16 protein-coding genes and 1 tRNA gene are annotated in these 22,110 nt (G+C 67.7%); 7 read left to right on the forward strand and 10 right to left on the reverse strand.

All coding sequences use genetic code 11. The features are described from left to right. Positions 1-707 precede the first annotated feature (707 nt). The 4 genes from ACFYPJ_RS18755 to pyk all read left to right on the forward strand — a co-directional run bounded on the left by ACFYPJ_RS18755 (position 708) and on the right by pyk (position 6,035). Positions 708-2,066 carry a pyridoxal phosphate-dependent decarboxylase family protein gene (locus ACFYPJ_RS18755; RefSeq protein ID WP_389017955.1) on the forward strand — a complete coding sequence of 453 codons (1,359 nt, stop codon included), beginning with the start codon at positions 708-710 and terminating at the stop codon, positions 2,064-2,066. Next, the gene (locus tag ACFYPJ_RS18760) at positions 2,063-3,688 is read left to right on the forward strand and encodes a lysine N(6)-hydroxylase/L-ornithine N(5)-oxygenase family protein (protein WP_389017958.1); all 1,626 of its coding nucleotides are present in this window, start codon (positions 2,063-2,065) and stop codon (positions 3,686-3,688) included. Before ACFYPJ_RS18755 ends, ACFYPJ_RS18760 begins: the two co-directional genes overlap by 4 nt. Beyond that, positions 3,685-4,368: an SIMPL domain-containing protein gene (locus ACFYPJ_RS18765; RefSeq protein WP_389017961.1), complete on the forward strand. Its 684-nt coding sequence runs from the start codon at positions 3,685-3,687 to the stop codon at positions 4,366-4,368. Before ACFYPJ_RS18760 ends, ACFYPJ_RS18765 begins: the two co-directional genes overlap by 4 nt. Before the next feature lie 230 nt (positions 4,369-4,598). Beyond that, positions 4,599-6,035: a pyruvate kinase gene (gene pyk / locus ACFYPJ_RS18770; protein ID WP_389017964.1), complete on the forward strand. Its 1,437-nt coding sequence runs from the start codon at positions 4,599-4,601 to the stop codon at positions 6,033-6,035. Between the two features lie 15 nt (positions 6,036-6,050). Here the strand turns inward: pyk and ACFYPJ_RS18775 are convergent, their stop codons facing one another. Together ACFYPJ_RS18775 and ACFYPJ_RS18780 are read right to left on the reverse strand one after the other, a co-directional pair. After that, positions 6,051-6,830 (reverse strand): helix-turn-helix domain-containing protein, encoded by a 780-nt coding sequence (locus ACFYPJ_RS18775; protein WP_389017967.1) that lies wholly within the window; start codon positions 6,828-6,830, stop codon positions 6,051-6,053. A gap of 103 nt (positions 6,831-6,933) precedes the next feature. After that, positions 6,934-7,006: transfer RNA gene (locus ACFYPJ_RS18780), tRNA-Leu, on the reverse strand. Between the two features lie 101 nt (positions 7,007-7,107). Between ACFYPJ_RS18780 and ACFYPJ_RS18785 the strand changes: the two genes are divergently transcribed. Next, positions 7,108-7,770, forward strand: coding sequence for an ANTAR domain-containing response regulator (locus ACFYPJ_RS18785; protein WP_389017970.1), 663 nt, complete (start codon positions 7,108-7,110; stop codon positions 7,768-7,770). A gap of 76 nt (positions 7,771-7,846) precedes the next feature. On the opposite strand, the gene ACFYPJ_RS18790 is transcribed toward ACFYPJ_RS18785, so the two are convergent. The 7 genes from ACFYPJ_RS18790 to ACFYPJ_RS18820 all read right to left on the reverse strand — a co-directional run bounded on the left by ACFYPJ_RS18790 (position 7,847) and on the right by ACFYPJ_RS18820 (position 17,486). Beyond that, on the reverse strand, positions 7,847-8,563 hold the full coding sequence (locus tag ACFYPJ_RS18790; protein WP_389017973.1) for an ABC transporter ATP-binding protein: 717 nt from the start codon (positions 8,561-8,563) through the stop codon (positions 7,847-7,849). Continuing rightward, positions 8,560-9,408, reverse strand: coding sequence for an ABC transporter ATP-binding protein (locus ACFYPJ_RS18795; protein ID WP_389018181.1), 849 nt, complete (start codon positions 9,406-9,408; stop codon positions 8,560-8,562). Before ACFYPJ_RS18795 ends, ACFYPJ_RS18790 begins: the two co-directional genes overlap by 4 nt. A gap of 8 nt (positions 9,409-9,416) precedes the next feature. Then, complete coding sequence (locus ACFYPJ_RS18800; RefSeq protein WP_389017976.1) at positions 9,417-11,180, reverse strand: branched-chain amino acid ABC transporter permease; 1,764 nt, start codon at positions 11,178-11,180, stop codon at positions 9,417-9,419. A gap of 5 nt (positions 11,181-11,185) precedes the next feature. After that, a complete protein-coding gene (locus tag ACFYPJ_RS18805; protein ID WP_389017978.1) occupies positions 11,186-12,115 on the reverse strand; it encodes a branched-chain amino acid ABC transporter permease in 930 nt (309 codons plus the stop codon). Between the two features lie 105 nt (positions 12,116-12,220). After that, positions 12,221-13,459 (reverse strand): branched-chain amino acid ABC transporter substrate-binding protein, encoded by a 1,239-nt coding sequence (locus tag ACFYPJ_RS18810; RefSeq protein ID WP_389018184.1) that lies wholly within the window; start codon positions 13,457-13,459, stop codon positions 12,221-12,223. Positions 13,460-14,659: 1,200 nt separating this feature from the next. Next, on the reverse strand, positions 14,660-15,151 hold the full coding sequence (locus ACFYPJ_RS18815; protein ID WP_389017981.1) for a PaaI family thioesterase: 492 nt from the start codon (positions 15,149-15,151) through the stop codon (positions 14,660-14,662). A gap of 55 nt (positions 15,152-15,206) precedes the next feature. Beyond that, positions 15,207-17,486 (reverse strand): FdhF/YdeP family oxidoreductase, encoded by a 2,280-nt coding sequence (locus ACFYPJ_RS18820; protein ID WP_389017984.1) that lies wholly within the window; start codon positions 17,484-17,486, stop codon positions 15,207-15,209. Positions 17,487-17,689: 203 nt separating this feature from the next. Between ACFYPJ_RS18820 and polA the strand changes: the two genes are divergently transcribed. Then, on the forward strand, positions 17,690-20,416 hold the full coding sequence (gene polA, locus ACFYPJ_RS18825; protein ID WP_389017987.1) for a DNA polymerase I: 2,727 nt from the start codon (positions 17,690-17,692) through the stop codon (positions 20,414-20,416). Positions 20,417-20,796: 380 nt separating this feature from the next. Further along, positions 20,797-21,210 carry a hypothetical protein gene (locus ACFYPJ_RS18830; RefSeq protein WP_389017990.1) on the forward strand — a complete coding sequence of 138 codons (414 nt, stop codon included), beginning with the start codon at positions 20,797-20,799 and terminating at the stop codon, positions 21,208-21,210. On the opposite strand, the gene ACFYPJ_RS18835 is transcribed toward ACFYPJ_RS18830, so the two are convergent. Continuing rightward, on the reverse strand, positions 21,131-21,985 hold the full coding sequence (locus ACFYPJ_RS18835) for a DUF4184 family protein (RefSeq protein WP_389017992.1): 855 nt from the start codon (positions 21,983-21,985) through the stop codon (positions 21,131-21,133). The two genes, ACFYPJ_RS18830 and ACFYPJ_RS18835, sit on opposite strands and share 80 nt — an antisense overlap. Positions 21,986-22,110: the final 125 nt, after the last annotated feature.

Genomic DNA, 22,110 nt, shown 5'->3' on the forward strand with positions numbered 1-22,110 from the left:
TCGGCTGCTCCTGGACCCCGGCCGCTTCCCGGAGCCCCGACTGAATTCCGGAGCCCTGACTGAATTCCGGGGCGTGACCACCCCGGCCCCGGGCCACCGCCGCTACCCGTGCTATCGCGCCCGGCTTCTGGCCTCCGCGCCCGGCTTCTGGCCTCCGCGCTCTCCCTCGGCCCTTCGAGTCCTGCCGCGGGTTATCGCCGTTTCCCGGGCTATCGCGACCGGCTCCAAGCCTTCGCACCCGGCCTCGGGCTATTGCCGTTTACCAGGCCCCCGCGCTCCGCCCCAGGCCGCGACGCCCAGCCCCCGGCCTCCGTGCCCCGTGCCCCGCATCGAGCCTTGCCGCTCCCCAAGCCCCCGGCCGCTTCCCAAGCCACTGGCCGTTCCCCGGGCCCTGACCACCCCCGCCCACACGCCCGCAGGACCCGCTCAACTCACCTGAATCCGACGGCGACCCACCGAAAACCACGCCCCCCACAGATCCGGCTCGGAAGCACAGCCGCCCACCACACACCACAACCCACAACGCGTCAACCAGCCGCCCACCGCCACACCCCCACCACCCCGGTACCCAACACGTTTTCCCCGTACGCAAGTACCCACTTTCGGGTCCGATCACCGTTCATCCCGGGCGCGTCGACCCCATCACGTACAAGCTGGAACCGCCCCCACCGATCTTCCCCTTCCCCCCACCCCGGAGGAGCGCGCGCATGACCACGCCCCCCTTCGCCTCATCACCCGACGGCCCCGACGCCCTGCAGCCCCTGCTGAACACCGTGCTCGACGCCCTGCGCAACGGCGGACGCGCACGCGGCGGACCACTGCCCGCCGGCGGACCCGACGCCGTCACCGCCCGGATCACCGCCGCCATCGGCGACGTACTGCCCGACAAAGGCGATCCCAACGCCCTGCACACCCTCGTACACGCCCTCGCCAAAGACTCCACCGACCCCGCCCACCCACTGTGCGCAGCCCACCTGCACTGCCCACCACTCACCGTCGCCACCGCCGCCGACCTCGCCGCCAGCGCCCTCAACCCCTCCCTCGACTCCTGGGACCAAGCCCCCGCCGCCTCCACCCTGGAAACCATCGTCAGCCGCAAACTCGCCCACGAAATCGGCCTCACCGACGCCCTCGTCACCACCGGCGGCACCGAATCCAACCAACTCGCCGTACTCCTCGCCCGCGAAACCCAAGGCAAAAACGTACGACTCATCTGCGGAACCAACGCCCACCACTCACTGCCCCGCGCCGCCTGGCTCCTCGGCCTCCCCGACCCCGTCATCATCCCCACCCCCAACGGCACCCTCGACCCCACCGCCCTCCACCACGCCCTCACCCACCACCCACACCCCCTCCTGGTCGCCGCCACCGCAGGCACCACCGACGCCGGCCTCATCGACCCACTCCCCGAAATCGCCCGCCTCTGCACCACCCACGGCACCCGCCTGCACATCGACGCCGCCTACGGCGGCCCCCTCGTCTTCAGCGAACACCACCGCCACAAACTCACCGGCCTCGAAACCGCCCACACCGTCACCCTCGACCTGCACAAACTCGGCTGGCAACCAGTCGCCGCCGGCCTCCTCGCCCTCGCCCACCCCCACGACCTCACCACACTCCACCACCACACCGACTACCTCAACGCCGACGACGACACCGAAGCCGGCCTCCCCGACCTCCTCCACCGCTCCCTGCGCACCACCCGCCGACCCGACATCCTCAAGATCGCCGTCACCCTCAAAACCCTCGGCCGCACCGGACTCGCCACCCTGATCGACCAGGTCTGCGCCCACGCCCGCGCCCTCGCCGCCCTCCTCCACGACCACCCCGGCTTCGAACTCCACGACCACCCCACCATCAGCACCGTCCTCTTCCGCCCCACCAACACCACCGACACCACCGTCGCCCACATCCGACGCCACCTCCTCCACCAAGGACGCGCCGTCCTCGGCCGAGCCCACCTCGACAACCGCCTCTGGCTCAAAGCCACCCTCCTCAACCCCCACACCCACCCCGACGAACTCGCCCACCTCCTCACACTCGTGGAAGGAACCACCCCCGGATGACCAGCCCCCCGCACGACACCACCGAAGCCCCCCGCGACCTCGTCGGCATCGGCATCGGCCCCTTCAACCTCTCCCTCGCCGCCCTCGCCCACCCACTACCCGAACTCGACACCGTCTTCTACGAACAACGCCCCCACTTCGACTGGCACCCCGGACTCCTCATCGACGGCGCCACCATCCAAGTCCCCTTCCTCGCCGACCTCGTCACCCTCGCCGACCCCACCAGCCACTGGAGCTTCCTCAACTACCTCAGAAACCGGGACCGACTCTTCCCCTTCTACTTCGCCGAACGCTTCCACTCCCACCGCACCGAATACGACGCCTACTGCCGCTGGGTCGCCGACAACCTCCCCGGACTCCACTTCTCCCACCACGTCGACGCCATCCGCTGGAACCCCACCCGCGACACCTTCGAAGTCGACTACACCCGCCTCGACACCGACGGCGGAGCCGAATCCCTCGGCCGCACCCACACCAAGAACATCGTCCTCGCCGTCGGCACCGCCCCCCACGTACCCGACCCACTCAAACCCCTCGTCGACGCACCCGGCGTCCCCGTCCTGCACGCCGCCGACTACCTCCACCACCGCGACACCCTCCTCACCGCCAAACACGTCACCGTCGTCGGCTCCGGACAATCCGGCGCCGAAATCTTCCTCGACCTGCTCCGCCACCGCCCCACCGGCCGCGAACGACTCCACTGGCTCGGCCGCACCGAAGCCTTCGCCCCCATGGAATACAGCAAACTCGGCCTCGAACACTTCACACCCGACTACAGCCGCTACTTCCACCACCTGCCCGAACCCGTCCGCGACCGACTCGTCGCCACCCAATGGCAACTCCACAAAGGCATCGACACCGACACCATCGCCGCCATCCACGACGAGCTGTACCGCCGCACCCTCCACGGCAACTGGCCCGACGCCATCCTCACCCCCGGAGTCCGCGTCCGCACCGCCGGCCGCCTCGCCACCACCCAAGTCGAACTCCACCTCGAACACATCCAACAAAACACCCGCACCCGACTCACCACCGACGCCGTCGTCCTCGCCACCGGCTACCGCGAACGCCCACTGGACCGCATCCTCGCCGGACTCGCCCCCTACATCCGCCGCGACAGCGCCGGCCGCCCCCGCATCGACGAAGCCTTCCGACTCGTCCTCGACCCATCCGTCACCGGAACGGCATACGTCCAGAACGCAGAACGCCACACCCACGGCGTCGGCACACCCGACCTCGGCCTGGCCGCCTGGCGCAGCGCCACCATCCTCAACTCACTGACCCGCAAAAACACCTACCAACTGCCCACCCGGACAGCCTTCACCACCTTCGGCCTCGAACCACCCCAGCACCCACCCGCCACCCGACAGACAAAAATCCCCCCCTCATCGACAACCGGACCTGACCGACCCCACCCAGCCACCCGGACCCGAACGACAGACCCAGAACACCCGCACACCCACCCCGGCCAACCCCCAGCCCACCGAAACAAAGTCCTTCGGGGTCAGCACGCCCCCGCACCCACTCCACGAACCGCGCCCCGACCGCCGACAACACCCACGACCCCGCGACCGAAACCGACATCCCGACCCACCAAGGACATGCCAGAGTGGGACGTATGACCAGCCCCTCACCCGAACAACCCCGCATCACCGTCCGCGGCGAAGCACACCTCGAAGCCAACCCCGAGATCGCCCGCATCTCCGTCACCGTCACCAGCCGCGGACGCGACCGACGCACCACCCTCGACGACCTCACCCACCGCAACACCACCACCCTCGACCTCATCAAAAGCTACGGCGACACCGTCGAACACCTCGAAACCGGCTTCCTCACCATCACCCCCGAACCCTCCCCCCACAGCCGCGGCGAACGCGTACGCACCTACCACGGCACCGTCCATATCACCGCCGAACTCACCGACTTCCCCACACTCGGCGAACTCATCACCCGCCTCGCCGACTTGGAACACACCCGCGTCGACGGCCCCTGGTGGGCCCTGCGTCCCAACTCCCCAGTACACCGACAAGCCCGCCAACAAGCCGTGCACGAAGCCGTCCAACGAGCCCGCGAATACGCCGAAGCACTCGGCACCACACTCACCGCACTCATCGACCTCGCCGACACCGGCACCGAGACAACCGAACCCCACCCCCGCACCGGCGGCCTCCGCAGCCGTACCATCGCCTTCGCAGCCGCGGCACCCGACACCCCACCCCCACCACTCGACCTCGAACCCCAGCGCCAACACGTCTACGCACAGATCGACGCACGCTTCACCATGGCACCCCCACAGCTCTGACCCCCACCCCGAGCAGCACGCACCCGCCCCTCCATGGTGACAGTCAGTAACCGTTCGTGCAACCCCCACGGCCCTCGGTAACCGGCCCGCCACCCCGCCGGACACCCCGTACGCTCATCGGAGCACCCAGTCGCACAATTCAACACTTGTCAACAAACCTTTACCCAAAGGTTGTTGAGTAGACACATACGGCCAATTCCCTACCCGCCGGTAAGCCCTACGCTCGATGCATGCGCCGAGCAAAGATCGTCTGCACACTGGGCCCCGCCACCGACACATACGACCAGATCAAAGCCCTGGTCGACGCCGGAATGGACGTCGCCCGCCTCAACCTCAGCCACGGCGACCACGCCGAGCACGAGCAGCGATACCAGCACGTACGAAAAGCCGCAGACGAAACCGGCCGCAACATCGGCCTCCTCGCCGACCTTCAAGGCCCGAAGATCCGCCTCGGCCACTTCACCGAAGGACCCGTACTCCTCGAACGCGGAGACACCTTCACCATCACCGTCGAACCCGACGCCAAAGGCGACCGCAACCAGTGCGGAACCACCCACACCAGCCTCACCACCGACGTCACACCCGGTGAACGCATCCTCATCGACGACGGCAAAGTCTGCCTCCAAGTCACCACCGTCGACGGCCCCCGCGTCCACACCACCGTGGTCGAAGGCGGCATGATCTCCGACCACAAAGGCATCAACCTCCCCGGCGTCGCCGTCTCCGTCCCCGCCCTCTCCGACAAAGACGAAGCCGACCTCCGCTGGGCCCTCCGCACCGGCTTCGACGCCATCGCCCTCTCCTTCGTCCGCAGCGGCAAAGACATCGAAGACGTCCACCGCATCATGAACGAAGAAGGCCGCCACCTCCCCGTCATCGCCAAAATCGAAAAACCACAAGCCGTCGACAACATCGACGACATCGTCGCCGCCTTCGACGGCATCATGGTTGCCCGCGGCGACCTCGGCGTCGAAATGCCCCTCGAACAAGTACCACTCGTCCAAAAACGCGCCATCAAACTCGCCAAACGCAACGCCAAACCGGTCATCGTCGCCACCCAAATGCTCGACTCCATGATCGAAAACTCCCGACCCACCCGCGCCGAAGCCAGCGACGTCGCCAACGCCATCATCGACGGCACCGACGCCGTCATGCTCTCCGGCGAAACCAGCGTCGGCAAACACCCCACCCAAACCGTCCGCACCATGGCCCGCATCGTCGAAGCCGCCGAAGAAAACCTCCTCGCCAAAGGCCTCCCCCCACTCACCGACCACAACAAACCCCGCACCCAAGGCGGCGCCATCGCCCGCGCCGCCGCCGAAATGGGCGACTTCCTCGGCGCCACACACCTCGTCGCCTTCACCCAATCCGGAGACACCGCCCGCCGGCTCTCCCGCTACCGCTCCCCGATCCCCCTCCTCGCCTTCACCCCCGACCCCGCCACCCGCTCCCAGCTCAGCCTCACCTGGGGCGCAGAAACATTCCTCGTCCCCCACGTGGACTCCACCGACGCCATGGTCGACCAGGTGGACGAACTGCTCCTCCAATACGGCCGCTGCCAACCGGGCGACGTCGTAGTGATCACCGCAGGCTCACCGCCCGGAGTCTCCGGCACCACGAACATGGTCCGCGTACACCGCATCGGCGAGGACGACAGCCCCCGATAACAGCGGACGACACCATCAGTACTTCGGCCCGACATGAACGTCCATCAAGGCCACGGAGGCCCTCCGGGCGACGGAGATGTTGAACGGGTCGCTGCCACGAGCGAGGGTGGTCCATCCGACCCCGACCGCGTCGAGCGTGTCAGTGAAGAGTTTCCGGATGTCATCCGACTTGTTGGTGAAGAAGTATCGCGGGTATTCGTAGCGCTTGCGCTCGCCGCCGACCGTACGGGTGGTCCAGTTGGTGATACGGCAGCCGTCCGAATGAATCAGGCCGCGGACGAACGCCCAGGGGTGGGTGTCGACGATCTCCTGCTGCCAGGGCTCCAGCGCGATCCGGCGCTCGTGTTTCTTGCCGGGGCCGTGTTGGGGGAACATGCAGATCCAGTGCTCTGTATAGGACTTCACCTCAACGCAGCCTTGTGTGTGGCGCTGACTGACGCTGGGTAGTGGCATCACCCGGTGCATTGCCTGTTCAGCGGCGGAGATCAGCCCTGTCTGCGTCGCATTGCAGAAGATGGACAGGTGGTGCTGCTTGCGCTTCGAGATGATGTGACCGTCGCCGAGGTAGAGGCCCAGCAGGTAGGCGTAGGCGGCCTCGTCGAAGTCGTGGGTCGTGCAGCGGGGGCAGTCGGTCGGCCTCACGTATTTTTCACCGCGGGTCCGCCGATCCTCGCTCCGCCACCAGCCGATGGTGCCGCGTGGGATGTTGAGCTGCTCGGCGACTGTACGGTTCGGGACCCCTTGGCGAAGGAGAGCGACCGCGTGAGCCCGAATCGAAGGGCTGTGCTGTTCCATGCAGCCACTCTGGGGTCCTGATCGTGGCGACACGCAACAAAAAACGGATGTTCACGAGAACGTGGACATCCGCTTATAGTGTGACCTTGGAATCGAAGGAAAGTGCCCCGGGTGGGATTCGAACCCACGCTGGCGGTGGTTTGAGCACCGGGCCTCTACCGCTGGGCTACCGGGGCCTCCTGCAAAACAAAGGTCGGCGGTCACCCGCCGTGCCCCTACCTTACCGCAGCTAGGTAGGCTCTTGTCAGCAGTACCCTGCCCTGAACGAGGAGCCCCCGTGACCGCCGCCGAGTCGCCCCAGCCCGTAGACGTGCCCGACGAGGACAAGTCGCACGTGCCGCCGCTGACGACCCGTGTCGTCATCGCCGAGGACGAGGCCCTGATCCGGCTCGATCTGAAAGAGATGCTGGAGGAGGAGGGGTACAGCGTCGTCGGTGAGGCCGGCGACGGGGAGCAGGCCGTGGAGCTGGCTCGTGAGCACCGGCCTGATCTGGTGATCCTGGATGTGAAGATGCCGAAGCTCGATGGCATCTCGGCGGCGGAGCGGATTGCCGAGGAGTCGATCGCTCCGGTGTTGATGCTGACTGCGTTCTCGCAGCGGGATCTGGTGGAGCGTGCTCGTGATGCGGGTGCGATGGCGTATCTGGTGAAGCCGTTCAGCAAGAGTGATGTGGTGCCGGCGATCGAGATGGCGGTGTCTCGTTTCACTGAGTTGCGTCAGTTGGAGCGGGAGGTTGCGGATCTTACTCAGCGGTTGGAGACGCGGAAGCTTGTGGATCGGGCGAAGTCGATTCTTCAGACGGAGTACGGGTTGACGGAGCCGGCTGCTTTTCGGTGGATTCAGAAGACGTCGATGGATCGGCGTTTGTCGATGCAGCAGGTTGCTGAGGCTGTTATTGCGGATAGCGCCGAGAAGAAGTCGAAGCCGGGTCGGGATTGATTTTTGCTGATTGTGGTGAGGCCCGCGCCCTGGGTTTGGGGCGCGGGCCTTTTTTGTTTTGGTGTGTGTGAGGGTTTTAGTCTTCGCCGAGGTATGCCTTGCGGACGGATTCGTCGTGGAGGAGGTCCTGGCCGGTTCCGGAGAGGGCGATGGTGCCGACTTCCATGACGTAGCCTTGGTCGGCGAGGGAGAGTGCTGCTTGTGCGTTTTGTTCGACGAGCAGGATGGTGGTGCCTTGGGTTTTGAGTTCGGCGATGGTGGCCATGATTTTTTGCATCATGATCGGTGAGAGGCCCATGGAGGGTTCGTCGAGCATGAGGAGTTTGGGTCGTGACATGAGTGCGCGGCCCATGGCGAGCATTTGTTGTTCGCCGCCTGAGAGGGTGCCTGCGGGTTGTTTGCGGCGTTCGCCGAGGATGGGGAAGAGGTCGTAGGCGCGTTGGATGTCTTTTTCGATGCCTTCTTTGTCTTTGCGGAGGAAGGCGCCGAGTTGGAGGTTTTCGGTGATGGTGAGGCGGGGGAAGATGTGTCGGCCTTCGGGGGAGTGGGCGAGGCCGAGTGCGACGATTTTGTGGGCGGGGGTGCCGGTGAGTGGTTGGCCGTCGAAGTGGATTTTTCCGGAGGTGGGTTTGAGGAGTCCGGAGAGGGTGCGTAGGGTGGTTGTTTTTCCGGCGCCGTTGGTGCCGATGAGGGTGACGACTTGGCCGGCTTCGACGGTGAATGAGATGCCCTTGACGGCTTCGATTTTGCCGTAGGCGACCCTGAGGTCTTGGACCTCTAGTAGTGCGGTCACTGGGCTTCTCCCTTGGTGGTGCCGGTGTTGCTGTCTGCGGCGGTGTTGTTGTCCGCGGCTTCGGCTTGTCCGGGTTCGCCTTCGAAGGGTTCGCCGAGGTAGGCGGCGATGACGCGTTCGTCTGCCTGGACGACGTCGGAGGTGCCTTCGATGAGTTTTTGGCCTTGTACGAGGACGGCTACGCGGTCGCAGAGGTTGAAGATGAAGCGCATGTCGTGCTCGATGACGAGGACGGCGATGCCTTGGTCGCGGATGGCGAAGACGAGTTCCTCGGTGGTGCGGGTTTCTTGGGGGTTCATGCCCGCGGTGGGTTCGTCGAGGAGTAGTAGTCCGGGTTCGGAGGCGAGTGCTCGTGCGATTTCGAGTTTGCGTTGTTCGCCGTAGGGGAGGTTGCGGGCGAGGTGGTCTCGTTTGTGGGCGAGGCCGATGAATTCGAGGAGTTCGGTGGCGCGTTCTTCGCTTGCTTTTTCGGCTTTTTTGAAGCCGGGGCCGCGTAGGAGTGCTGACCAGAGTCCTTCTTTGGTGCGTGTGTGGCGTCCGACGAGGACGTTTTCGAGGACGGTCATGTTGGCGAAGAGGCGGATGTTTTGGAAGGTGCGGGCGATGCCTGCTTGGGTGACGAGGTGGGGTTTGGGTGGGAGGACGGTGCCTTTGTAGGTGACGGTGCCTTCGGTGGGGATGTAGAGGCCGGTGAGGCAGTTGAAGAAGGTGGTTTTGCCGGCGCCGTTGGGTCCGATGAGGCCGACGATTTCGCCGCTGTTGACGGTGAAGTCCACGGAGCGTACGGCGGTGAGGCCGCCGAAGCGCATGGTGACGTCGTGGGCTTGGAGGACTGGTGTGGTCATGGTGGTGGTCATGCCCCCGCCTTGTTGACGGCCGGTTCGTCGGCGAGTGTGGTTTGTGCTGGTACGTCGAGTTGGCCGGTCTCGTGGAATTCCAGTTGGCGGCGGCGGTTGGCGATGATGCCTTCGGGGCGGAATCGCATGAGGAGGATGAGTGCGATGCCGAAGGCGAGGAGTTCGTAGTTCTGGAGGAATTGGAGTTTTTCGGGGACGAGGTAGAGGACGCTGGCGCCGAGGAGTGGGCCGCTGACGGTGCCCATGCCGCCGAGGACGACGGCGGCGAGGAGGAAGGCGGAGTTGGGCGGGGCGGCGCCGGCGAATTGGTAGGGCTGTGGGTTGACGCTGTAGTTGACGTGGGCCATGACGGTGCCGGCGAGTCCTGCGAGGGAGGCGCCGAGGGCGAAGGCGATGAGTTTGACGCGGAATCCGTTGATGCCCATGGCGGTGGCGGCGGTTTCGTCTTCGCGGATGGCGATCCAGGAGCGGCCGATGCGGGAGTCGGCGGCGCGGGTGAAGACGATGACGACGATGGCCGTGACGACGAGCATGAGGAAGAGGTAGTTGGCGAATCGGCCGAGGGTGAATCCGCCGAGGTCGTGGGGTTCGCCGAGGTTGAATCCGAAGATGTTGAGGTCGGGGATCTGGGTGATGCCGTTGGGGCCGCGGGTGATGTCGGGTCCGGAGTCTCCGTCGAGGTTGTTGACGGCGATGCGGAAGATTTCTCCGAAGCCGAGGGTGACGATGGCGAGGTAGTCGCCGCGGAGTCGGAGGGTGGGTGCTCCGATGAGGACGCCGAAGACGAGGGAGGCGGCCATGCCGGTGAGGGCGGCGGCCCAGAAGGGGAAGTGGACGCCGGAGAATCGGGAGTATTCGGAGCCGGAGACGAGGGCGGCTGCGTAGGCGCCGACGCCGAGGAAGGCGACGTAGCCGAGGTCGAGGAGGCCGGTGAGGCCGACGACGATGTTCAGGCCGAGGGCGACGGTGGCGAAGATGAGGATGTTGACGCCGATGTTGGCGTTGTGGTCGTCGTTCTGGGTGAAGGGGAAGATGGCGGCGGCGATGAAGGCGAGGGTTGCTGCGAAGCCTTTGTGGTGGGCGGAGAGGGTGGCGTAGCGGTCGAGGAGGCCGGCGTGTACGAGTCCCCAGGCGGCGAAGACGACGGCGAGGAGGTAGCCGATGAAGGTTTCGCTGGCGTCGTTGTCGATGCCGATGCCGTAGGTGAAGACGGTGAGGGCTAGTGCGGTGGCGGCGGTGATGATGGCGCGTTCGGTGAGGGGGTTGGTGGTTTTGGGGCGGGGGTGGTCGGGTTTGGTGAGGTAGGCGCGGATGCCGGTTCCGGGGGCGGGGAGGGCGAGGGCGCCGATGATGGGGAGGGCGGAGGTGATGAGGGCGGTGTAGGCGCCGGGTTCGAGGTTGACGAGGCCGCCGAGGTCGACTGCGATGGCGATGGCGGTGAACCAGCAGACGGTGAAGGCGGAGAGGGCGGTGAGGAGGAGAGGGGTGGTGTTTTTGCCGGGGTTGAGCCAGTGGAGTCCTGGGGTGTTCCAGAGGGTGAGGGCGTGGAGGAGGGTGAGTGCGCCGGCGGTGAGGGCGATGATCTGGAGTCCGGCTGGGTAGCCGTAGACGGTGAGGTCGCCGGGGAATTGGGAGGTCCAGGTCCAGCTGAGGAAGGTGCTGGCGATGGTGCCGAGGGCGCCGATGGTGATGAGGAGGCGGGCGGCGGCCTGGGGGAGTGGGATGGGGCCGCGGGTGGTGGTGTGTGTGGTGTTGGTCATGGTGGTCACGCCCTGTCCGTGACGCGTTCGCCGAGTAGGCCTTGTGGTCTGAACAGGAGGACGAGGATGAGGAGGACGAAGGCCCATACGGCGGCCCAGCCTTGTCCGCCGAGTTGTTGCATGCCGGGGATGTCGGCGATGTAGGCGGTGGCCATGGCTTCGGCGAGGCCGAGGACGAGGCCGCCGAGCATGGCGCCGTAGATGTTGCCGATGCCGCCGAGGACGGCGGCGGTGAAGGCTTTGAGTCCGGCGATGAAGCCCATGTCGTAGGCGACGGAGCCGTATTTGAGGCCGTAGGAGAGGCCGGCGACGGCTGCGAAGAGGCCGCCGATGGCGAAGGCGACGACGATGATGCGGTTGGTGTCGATGCCCATGAGTTGGGCGGTGTCAGGGTCTTGGGCGGTGGCTTGCATGGCGCGTCCGGTGCGGGAGAGGCGGACGAAGAAGGCGAGGATGGCCATGCAGAGGGGGGCGGCGATGATGAGGAAGATGTCGCCGCTTTGGATGGTCATGGAGCCGAGGTGGTAGGGCCCGAAGGGGAGTTGGGGGAAGACTCGGGCGGTTTTGGCGTCGGGGTAGAGGTTGAAGACGAGTTGTTGGAGGGCGAGTGAGAGGCCGATGGCGGTGATGAGGGGTGCGAGGCGTGGTGCGCCTCGGAGGGGTCGGTAGGCGAAGCGTTCGGCACCGACGGCGATGAGGACGGCGATGAGTGCGCCGCCGAGGAGCATTGCGGGTAGGGCAATCCACATGGATATGCCGTCCGGAAGGGCGAGGTAGACCGTGAGTGCGCCGAAGCCTCCGGTCATGAAGATCTCGCCGTGGGCGAAGTTGATGAGCTGGACGATCCCGTACACCATTGTGTAGCCGATGGCGATCAGGCCGTACATCGAGCCGAGGAACAGCCCGTTGGCCAGCTGCTGCGGCAGTGTGTTCACCGCATGGCCTCCATGTGGTGGGAGTGTTTGTGGGTAGACAGGGGGGCCGCGCGGTGACGGTGGTCTGTGCCGCGCGGCCCTGGGTGGTGCGGTGTGGTGCTCAGGTCAGTTCTTGGGTTCGAAGGTGCCGCTCTTGACGGACTTCCACTCGCCGTTGGTGACCTGGTAGACGGTCAGCTGCTTGTTGGTGGTGTCGCCGTATTCGTCGAAGGAGATTTTTCCGGAGAGGCCGTCGAAGCTGGTTTTCTGGACGGCGTCGACGACCTGGGTGCGGGCGTCGGAGGGGACTTTGCCGTCCTTCACGACTTGGCCGACGGCTTTGATGATGGCGGTGGCGGCGTCGTAGGAGTAGGCGCCGTAGGTGCCGTAGTCGCCGGGGTACTTCTTGGCCTTGTAGGTGTCGACGAATGTCTTGGCGGCGGGCAGGGTGTCGACGGGGACGCCGATGGAGGTGACGAGGTCGCCTTCGGCGGCTTTGCCTGCGGTTTTGATGTAGGTGGGGGTGAACATTCCGTCGCCGCCGAACAGCGGGATGTTGGCGCCGGCGTCCTTGAGTTGCTTGGTGAGGATCTGGGACTCGTCGTATTGGCCGCCGTAGTAGAGGATGTCGGCGCCCGAGTTCTTGATCTTGGTGACGAGGGTGGAGAAGTCGCGGTCGCCGACGTTGACGTGGTCGGTGCCGATGACCTTGCCGCCCTGCTTGGCGAACTGTTCCTTGAAGATCTTGGCGAGGCCGGCGCCGTAGGTCTGCTTGTCGTCGACGACGTAGGCCTTCTTCTTCTTGAGGCCGTTGGCGGCGTAGTCGGCGGCGAATCCGCCCTGGAGTTCGTCGGTGGTGGCGGTGCGGAAGTAGGTCTTGTAGGGGCGGGTCTTCTTGGTCTGCCAGTTCTTGCCCTGGGTGAGTTCGGGGGCGGTGTTGGCGGGGGAGATCTGGACCAGGTTGGCGGTGGCGAAGACCTGCTGCATCTGCGTCGCGACACCGGAGTTGAGGGGGCCGACGACGCCGAGGACGGTGTCGTCTGCGACGAGTTGGGTGGCGTTCTGCTGGCCGGTGGCGGGCAGTGCCTTGTCGTCCAGGGCCTTGACCTTGAAGGTGACGCCGGGGACGGTCTTGTTCTTGTTGGCGTCGTCGGCGGCGATCTGGGCGCCGTACTGGAGGCCGAGGCCGGTGGCGGAGTTCTGGCCGGTCAGCGGGGCGTCGACGCCGATCACAACGGTGGTGCCGCCGCTGCTGGAGTCCGAGCCGTTGTCGCCGCTGTCGCGCGAGCCGCAGGCGGTGAGTGTGAGTGCTCCCGCTGCCAGGGCGGCGGTGATGGCGATGAGCGAACGTTGACGCACGATCATTCCTTTCGCTGTCACGACCGCATCCCCCTGGAAACGGTCGGTGTCGCGCGCTGGGCCAAAAAGCGATCTGACGGCGCGGTGACTGGCCGTGACTCTAGGCCGGGTGTGTGGAATGGGGAGAGGGTATGGCCAATGCTGTGACGCTCTTGTTATGACACGAGGTAATGCAGAGCGGTACTCGGTGGGGGGAACGCATGAATTAAGGCCGATTCGCCCCGTCCGCATCGCGAGAACCTGCAGGACCGGCCGTGATCGGTTCAGGTGTCTCGGGCTTTTTGGTCATTACATGGTGTGCTTGTTCTGGGGGGCTGGAGCGGTTTCTGTGGGGTGTTGTGTGTATTGCGGCCCCCGGGGAAACCGTCTGCTCGTATTGCGCGCTTATTACGCAGAGTTACTTCTGTGAAAGCTGATCGGACGTCTTTCGGAATTTTTCCGTATTCCCTTACATGCCGTCACATGCATGGTTGTCTGGATCTTACGGTGAGGGCCCGCTTTTGTCCGGAAAGGCGACTGGGGTGATATGGGCGGTGAAAGTCCGGCATATGACTTGACGGTCGCGATGGGAGTCGGTGCCGGCGGGGTGGCGGCGGGCGGGTCGTGTCCCGCGCCGTGTGGACGGGTGCCGCTCGCTGTCGCCACTCGTCCATGATCGCGAATCGGTACGTACTACCGGGCGACGCGGGGCGGAAGTTCACGCTCCGTCAACTCGTCTGCCACGGCCGTTGGTTGAGGTCAATATCAGTGACGGACCATCAGTTGACCTGTGAAGAAAGCTTGTTGGCGGGCTGGGGGAGTGCTGTGGGCATGCCGTCCGATGGGCGGGTGACCGGGGCGGCGGCTGCGGCGGTGTGCTGCGGTCGCGCCGCCGCCGTACGGGCCGCCCCGGTGCCGTGTGGATCATGGGCCCTCGCCGTTCGCGCCCGATGGTCCGGTGGTCGGCTTCCCGTCGTCGTCGAGTGCGGCGTGGGCCTGTTGGGTGGTGCGGGGGCGGGCCCGGCGGCCGGCGTATGGCGCTGGTCCGGCGGCCGGAGTGTGGCAGCGCCATTCCGGCCGACGGCGATGCGGTCGGCGGTGATGCCGCCGGCTCGGGTGCCTCCGCCCCGCCCGGGGATCTCCCGCTGCCCCGGATGCCGAAGCCGAGGCGGACGGGGCGGGAGGCCGTAGGGACGGTGGGCGGCCGGGGTGAGTCGTGGGCGGGTGTCAGCCTTGGGCGGTGCGGGTCTGGGTCGCGTCGTTCGTGTTGCCGTCGCGCAGCAGGCAGGTCAGCCGGGCGCTGCAGACCCGCCGTCCGGCCTCGTCGCTGATCACGATGTCGTACGTCGCGGTGCTGCGCCCCCGGTGCACGGGTGTCGCCACCCCGGTGACCAGCCCGGACCGTACTCCGCGGTGGTGTGTGCAGTTCAGGTCGACGCCCACGGCGATCTTCGAGCTGCCGCCGTGCAGCATGGCGCCGACGGAGCCGAGGGTCTCCGCGAGCACGGCGGACGCGCCTCCGTGCAGCAGGCCGTAGGGCTGGGTGTTTCCCTCCACCGGCATGGTCCCGACGACCCGTTCCGCCGAGGCCTCGGTGAGCCGGACGCCCATCCGCGTCCCGAGGTGGCCCGCGGAGAACAGGGCGTGCAGGTCGATGCCGAGCGCGGCGTACTCGTCGATGATCTCCTGCGGGAACTTCAGGTCCTGCTGCTCGCCCATCGGAACAGGCTCCGTTCGTCGTGGTCAGCTCACTGGGACTGTCCTGAGCAAACGCTCAGGCGGTCGCCGATTGTTCCAGACGCACCACGACGGACTTGCTGGCTGGGGTGTTGCTGGTGTCCGCGGTGGCGTCGAGCGGCACCAGGACGTTGGTCTCGGGGTAGTAGGCCGCCGCGCAGCCGCGCGCCGTCGGGTAGTGCACCACCCGGAATCCGGTGGCCCGCCGCTCGATGCCGTCCTGCCACTCGCTCACCAGGTCGACGTAGGATCCGTCGGCGAGCCGCAGTTCTCGTGCGTCCTCGGGGTTGACGAGTACCACCCGGCGTCCGTTTCTGATGCCGCGGTAGCGGTCGTCGAGGCCGTAGATGGTGGTGTTGTACTGGTCGTGCGAGCGGAGGGTCTGCAGCAGCAGCCGGCCCTGCGGGAGTTTCGGGTACTCGATGGGCGCGGCCGTGAAGTTCGCCTTCCCGGTGGTGGTCGGGAAGCGGCGTTCGTCGCGTGGGGCGTGCGGCAGTGCGAAGCCGCCGGGGCGGGCCACGCGCGCGTTGAAGTCGTCGAATCCGGGGATGACCCGCTCGATGCGGTCCCGGATCGTCGCGTAGTCCTTCTCGAACTCTTCCCAGGGGGTCTGGCTGTCCGGGCCGAGTACTCGGCGTGCCAGCCGGCACACGATCGCCGGTTCGGAGAGCAGGTGCCGGCCGGCCGGTTCCAGCCGGCCCCGGGAGGCGTGCACCATGCCCATGGAGTCCTCGACGGTCACGAACTGCTCGCCGGAGCCCTGAAGGTCCCGCTCGGTGCGGCCCAGGGTGGGCAGGATCAGTGCCCGGGCGCCGGTGACCACGTGCGAACGGTTGAGTTTCGTCGACACGTGCACGGTCAGCCGTGCGCGCCGCACGGCCGCCTCGGTCACCCGGGTGTCGGGGGTGGCGGAGACGAAGTTGCCGCCCATGGCGAAGAAGACCTTGGCGTCGCCGTCGCGCAGGGCGCGGATGGCGCGTACGACGTCGTAGCCGTGCTCGCGTGGCGGGGCGAATCCGAATTCCTTCTCCAGGGCGTCGAGGAAGGTGGCGGCGGGTCGTTCGAAGATGCCCATCGTGCGGTCGCCCTGCACGTTCGAGTGGCCGCGCACCGGGCACACGCCCGCGCCGGGACGTCCGATGCTGCCGCGCAGCAGCAGGAGGTTGACCACCTCGCGGATGGTCGGTACGGAGTGCTTGTGCTGGGTGAGGCCCATGGCCCAGCAGACGATGGTGCGTTCGGAGGCGAGCACCATCGCCAGGGCCCGGTCGATTTCCGCGCGGGTGAGGCCGGTAGCCGTGAGCGTCTCGTCCCAGTCGGCGGCGCGGGCGGCCTCGGTGAACTCCTCGAAGCCATGGGTGTGCTCGCGGACGAACGTGTCGTCGACGGCGCCCTCGGTTTCCAGGATCAGCTTGTTGAGGAGCCGGAACAGGGCCTGGTCGCCGCCGATACGGATCTGGAGGAACAGGTCGGTCAGCGCGGCGCCCTTGAGCATGCCCTGCGCGGTCTGCGGGTTCTTGAACCGCTCCAGGCCCGCTTCGGGCAGCGGGTTGACGCTGATGATCTTCGCGCCGTTGGCCTTGGCCTTCTCCAGGGCCGAGAGCATCCGCGGGTGGTTGGTGCCGGGGTTCTGGCCGGCGACGATGATCAGGTCGGCCTTGTAGAGGTCTTCGAGCAGGACGCTGCCCTTGCCGACGCCGATGGTCTCGGTCAGGGCCGACCCGGACGACTCGTGGCACATGTTCGAGCAGTCGGGCAGGTTGTTCGTGCCCAGTTCGCGGGCGAAGAGCTGGTAGAGGAAGGCGGCTTCGTTGCTGGTGCGGCCCGAGGTGTAGAAGACGGCTTCGTCGGGGGAGGAGAGGGCGGCGATCTCGTCGGCGATGATGTCGAAGGCGCGTTCCCAGGAGACGGGCTCGTAGTGCTCGCCGTCCTCCGGCAGGTACATGGGGTGGGTGAGGCGTCCCTGCTGTCCCAGCCAGTAGCCGCTGCGGTTGGCCAGGTCGGCCACCGGGTGCGCGGTGAAGAACTCCGGGGTGACCCGGCGCAGGGTGGCCTCCTCGGCGACCGCTTTGGCGCCGTTCTCGCAGAATTCCGCCGTGTGCCGGTGGTCCGGTTCCGGCCAGGCGCAGCCCGGGCAGTCGAAGCCGTCCTTCTGGTTGACCCGCAGCAGGGTCAGCGCGGTGCGCTTGACGCCCATCTGCTGCTGGGCGATGCGCAGTGTGTGGCGGATGGCCGGCAGTCCCGCGGCCGCGTGCTGGGGTCCGTCGACCTGCGGGGCGTCCTGTACCGGATCAGACTGCGGCGGCTTCGTCGCCATCGCGCGCTCCCTTCGCCATGCGTCCATGTGCTGTGCATTCGATCCTCGCATGCGGCGGTGACAGTCCTTGGGGCCGGGCGGTCGGACGGCGGTAGGGCTGGGCGGGTGCCGGGGGCGTTTCCGGCAGGCCGTCACCGCTGCCCGGCCGCGGCGGGGCGCGGGGCCGGGCCCGGCTGTCAGTGCGGCGTGGCAGGATCGGGTGCGTGGCAGAGACAGCATCGAAGAAGACCGACAAGACCTCCGGTGGCGGCCGTCCCCGGCTCATGCTCATGGACGGGCACTCGCTGGCCTATCGCGCGTTCTTCGCGCTGCCCGCGGAGAACTTCACGACCGCGGCCGGCCAGCCGACGAACGCGATCTACGGCTTTGCGTCGATGCTGGCCAACACGCTCCGTGACGAGGCGCCCACGCACTTCGCGGTGGCCTTCGACGTGTCCCGCAAGACCTGGCGTTCCCAGGAGTTCACGGAGTACAAGGCGAACCGTTCCAAGACCCCGGACGAGTTCAAGGGCCAGGTCGAGCTGATCGGTGAACTGCTCGACGCGATGCACGCGCCGCGCTTCGCCGTCGAGGGGTACGAGGCGGACGACATCATCGCCACGCTCGCCACCGAGGCCGAGGCCGAGGGCTTCGAGGTGCTGATCGTCACCGGTGACCGTGACTCCTTCCAACTGGTCACCGAGCACACGACGGTGCTGTACCCGACCAAGGGCGTGTCGGAGCTGACCCGATTCACTCCGGAGAAGGTCGTCGAGAAGTACGGGTTGACGCCCGCCCAGTACCCGGACTTCGCCGCGCTGCGCGGCGACCCGTCCGACAACCTGCCGGGGATCCCGGGTGTCGGTGAGAAGACGGCCGCCAAGTGGATCAACCAGTTCGGTTCCTTCGCGGAGCTGGTCGAGCGTGCGGACGAGGTCAAGGGCAAGGCCGGGCAGAACCTCCGCGATCACCTGGAGTCGGTCAAGCTCAACCGCCGGCTCACCGAGCTGGAGCGCCGGGTGGAGCTGCCGGGGACCGTCGCGGGCCTGGAGCGCGCACCGTACGACCGCAAGGGCGTCTCGCTGCTCCTGGACACCTTGGAGATCCGTAATCCGTCCCTGCGTGAGCGGCTGTTCGCCGTTGACCCGGGTGCCGAGGAGGCCGAGACGACCGTGGCCGTGGCGGACGGTGTGGAGCTGGACGGCACCGTGCTCGGCACCGGTGAGCTGGCTGCCTGGCTTGCCGAGCACGACGGCCGCGACCTGGGTGTCTTCACGGTCGACAGCTGGGCACTCGGCGCCGGCTCGGTCGCCGAGGTGGCGCTCGCCGCGGCCGACGGCAGCGCCGCCTGGTTCGACCCGGCCGAGCTGGACGAGGCCGACGAGAAGGCGTTCGCGGCGTGGCTGGCGGACGGTGAACGGACCAAGGTCCTGCACAACGCGAAAAGCGCCATGCGGGTCTTCGCCGAGCACGGCTGGAGCATCGACGGCGTCAGCATGGACACGGCACTCGCCGCGTACCTGGTCAAGCCGGGCCGCCGCTCCTTCGACCTGGACGCGCTGTCCCTGGAGTATCTGGGCCGTGAGCTGGCGCCCGCCGCAGCGGCCGACGGTCAGCTCGCCTTCGGTGTGGACGACGGCGCCGAGGCCGAGGCGCTCATGATCCAGGCCCGGGCGGTCCTCGACCTCGGCGAGGTCTTCGAGGGCCGGCTGCGCGAGGTCGGTGCGGCGGACCTGCTGCGGGACGTCGAGTTGCCGACCTCGGTGCTGCTGGCCCGCATGGAGCGGCACGGCATCGCCGCGGACCGGGCGCACCTGGAGGCCATGGAGCAGACCTTCGCGAGCGCGGTGCAGCAGGCGGTGAAGGAGGCCCACGCGGCTGCCGGGCACGAGTTCAACCTGGGCTCGCCCAAGCAGCTTCAGGAGGTCCTCTTCGGTGAGCTGGCGCTGCCCAGGACGAAGAAGACCAAGACGGGTTACACCACCGACGCCGACGCCCTGGCCTGGCTCGCCACCCAGACCGAGAACGAACTCCCGGTGATCATGCTCCGCCATCGTGAGCAGGCGAAGCTGCGCGTCACCGTCGAGGGTCTGATCAAGACGATCGCGGGCGACGGGCGGATCCACACCACCTACAACCAGACCGTGGCGGCCACCGGCCGGCTCTCCTCCACCGACCCGAACCTGCAGAACATCCCGGTGCGTACGGACGAGGGCCGGGCGATCCGCCGTGGGTTCGTCGTCGGAGAGGGCTTCGAATCCCTGCTGACCGCCGACTACAGCCAGATCGAGCTGCGGGTGATGGCCCACCTGTCCGAGGACGCGGGCCTGATCGAGGCGTTCACCTCGGGTGAGGACCTGCACAGCACGGTCGCCTCGCAGGTGTTCTCGGTCGACCGGACCGGGGTGGACGCGGAGATGCGCCGCAAGATCAAGGCGATGTCGTACGGCCTGGCGTACGGGCTGTCGGCCTTCGGTCTCTCCCAGCAGCTGAACATCGACGCGGCCGAGGCGCGTGCCCTGATGGACACGTACTTCGAGCGTTTCGGCGGTGTGCGGGACTATCTGCGCCGGGTGGTGGACGAGGCACGCGCGACGGGCTACACGGAGACCTTGTTCGGCCGCCGCCGCTATCTGCCGGACCTCAACAGTGACAACCGGCAGCGCCGTGAGATGGCGGAGCGCATGGCCCTGAACGCGCCGATCCAGGGCACGGCCGCCGACATCGTCAAGATCGCCATGCTCCATGTCGACCGGGCGCTGCGTGAGGCGGGCCTCGCGTCCCGCATGCTGCTCCAGGTCCACGACGAAATCGTCCTGGAAGTCGCTCCTGGTGAGCGTGAGGCCACGGAGGAGATCGTCCGCCGTGAGATGGCGGCGGCGGTCCATCTGAGGGCTCCGCTGGACGTCTCGATCGGGGCGGGCCCGGACTGGGAATCTGCGGCCCACTGAGCACCGCGCCGGCGGAGCGGGCGCCCCCCACCCCGCCCGCTCCGCCGGCACCCGTCCCAGCGGCCCCCTGCCGGACAATGGGCCGCTCCACCCCCACCGGCCCGCCTTTGTCCCACCGTGACGGCGCTCAGCCCCGCGCCGCACTCCGGCACTCCGGCGGTTGCCGGACCCACCTCACCCCCGCCGGACCGCCGGCCCCGCCCATGCCCCGTCGCGACGGCGGGCCCCGAAAACCCGCCCGGACGGCGCCGAACCCGTCTCCACCCCACCTCTCCACACCGGCCACCCCGCACGATCCCCGCCCGGGCCCCGCGGGGAACCGTCACTCACGTGGCCCCCGCCAAAACGCCCCCGCCCCGCCCGCCAGCAAGGATGCGGGCATGGGTATACGCATGCTCCACCGCCGGACGGCACAGGCGCGGATCATGGCCAGGGCGGACGCCGCCATGGCCCCGTCCCCGCAGTCCCCGCTGGTCCCGGCCCTCGCGGCTGACGCAAGCACCGCCCGCATTCCCACCGCCCCGGCGACGACGGTGCGCAACGCCGTGACGGACCTCGGGCGTCGGCTCGCCGGGCACGCCCTGCGCCCCGATCCGGGCCGCCGCTGGCGCCACTGCAACGAGCTGGCCCGCAGCTATCTCGCGCTGCTCCTCACCCTGCTGCCACGCCCGCGGCCACGGCCGTCCCGCACCATCACCGTGTTCGTAGCGACCGTCACGGAGCGGCCGTCCGGGTCCGCTGCGCATCGTGCCCACCGGGAGCGGCGGGAACCAGGGCCGGACGCCACACCCTGACACCCACCGCGTACGCCACCAGCCCGGGAACCAGCCCCGCGCCCGCCCCGAAGCACACCGCGGGCAGCAGGTCCCAGGGGTGCGCCGTGGCGCCCCAGGACGTCCACCAGCGGGCCGCCCGTTCGACGGCTCCGATCGCCGCGCAGCCGCCGAGCACCGCACCGGCCCGCCACCGGTCCCGTACGGACAGGACCGGCACGCCCACCGGTTCGCGCGCCGTGGCATGTCGCAGCGCGCGCACCGTGAACGCGGTGATCACGAGCGCGGCGAGGGCGGAACCGGCGTACTGCAGGTACCAGTACAGCGGTGCGCCCGCCAGGTCCCGGTCCAGTACCGGGAGCAGCCGTGTGCCCCAGCGGCCGTGGTGGGTGAAGGCGTCCCACACGACGTGCGTCAGCGCGCCGAGGACCGCGCAGACGTACCACCACGCCACGGTGGCGGGCCGTACGCGCGCGTGGGGTGCCCCGCACCGCAGCAGGGCCGCGGGCCGCCCCTGGCGGGCCCGTGGCAACAGCGCCACCAACGGTTCGCGGACCAGGAGCCACAGCGCGACCAGAGCGAAGGCGGTCAGCACGTCGATGCCGAGGACGCCGCCGGGCGAGTGGGTGACGGTGCCGTACTCCATCGCGCCGGGCAGGACGCTCGCCGCGTAGAACGTCATGTCGGGGGCGAAGGAGCCCGCGACGAGCACCGCGGGTACCAGCCGGCCTCGCCCGGTCCCGTCCGGGCGCATCGCGGGCAGGACGGCGGCGGCGTGGCTGAGAGTGAACGGCAACGAAAGCTCCCCTGAAGCGGTCGTCGGCCGCTGCGCCGACCCGGTGAACGCTTTCGTCAAGTATGAGGGACCTCTTCCAGCACAACGGCATATGGCCAACCGGTAAAAACCGGGCGGCAACGGGT

This window comes from Streptomyces sp. NPDC006012, assembly GCF_042871185.1.
Lineage (GTDB): Bacteria > Actinomycetota > Actinomycetes > Streptomycetales > Streptomycetaceae > Streptomyces.

What these genes read in the sequence shown, in the direction of transcription:
- ACFYPJ_RS18755 (WP_389017955.1), top strand. Translation starts at nt 708, where the DNA reads ATGACCACGCCCCCCTTCGCCTCATCACCCGACGGCCCCGACGCCCTG.
- ACFYPJ_RS18760 (WP_389017958.1), top strand. Translation starts at nt 2,063, where the DNA reads ATGACCAGCCCCCCGCACGACACCACCGAAGCCCCCCGCGACCTCGTC.
- ACFYPJ_RS18765 (WP_389017961.1), top strand. Translation starts at nt 3,685, where the DNA reads ATGACCAGCCCCTCACCCGAACAACCCCGCATCACCGTCCGCGGCGAA.
- pyk (WP_389017964.1), top strand. Translation starts at nt 4,599, where the DNA reads ATGCGCCGAGCAAAGATCGTCTGCACACTGGGCCCCGCCACCGACACA.
- ACFYPJ_RS18775 (WP_389017967.1), bottom strand. Translation starts at nt 6,830, where the DNA reads ATGGAACAGCACAGCCCTTCGATTCGGGCTCACGCGGTCGCTCTCCTT.
- ACFYPJ_RS18795 (WP_389018181.1), bottom strand. Translation starts at nt 9,408, where the DNA reads ATGACCACACCAGTCCTCCAAGCCCACGACGTCACCATGCGCTTCGGC.
- ACFYPJ_RS18800 (WP_389017976.1), bottom strand. Translation starts at nt 11,180, where the DNA reads ATGACCAACACCACACACACCACCACCCGCGGCCCCATCCCACTCCCC.
- ACFYPJ_RS18810 (WP_389018184.1), bottom strand. Translation starts at nt 13,459, where the DNA reads ATGATCGTGCGTCAACGTTCGCTCATCGCCATCACCGCCGCCCTGGCA.
- ACFYPJ_RS18815 (WP_389017981.1), bottom strand. Translation starts at nt 15,151, where the DNA reads ATGGGCGAGCAGCAGGACCTGAAGTTCCCGCAGGAGATCATCGACGAG.
- ACFYPJ_RS18820 (WP_389017984.1), bottom strand. Translation starts at nt 17,486, where the DNA reads ATGGCGACGAAGCCGCCGCAGTCTGATCCGGTACAGGACGCCCCGCAG.
- ACFYPJ_RS18830 (WP_389017990.1), top strand. Translation starts at nt 20,797, where the DNA reads ATGGGTATACGCATGCTCCACCGCCGGACGGCACAGGCGCGGATCATG.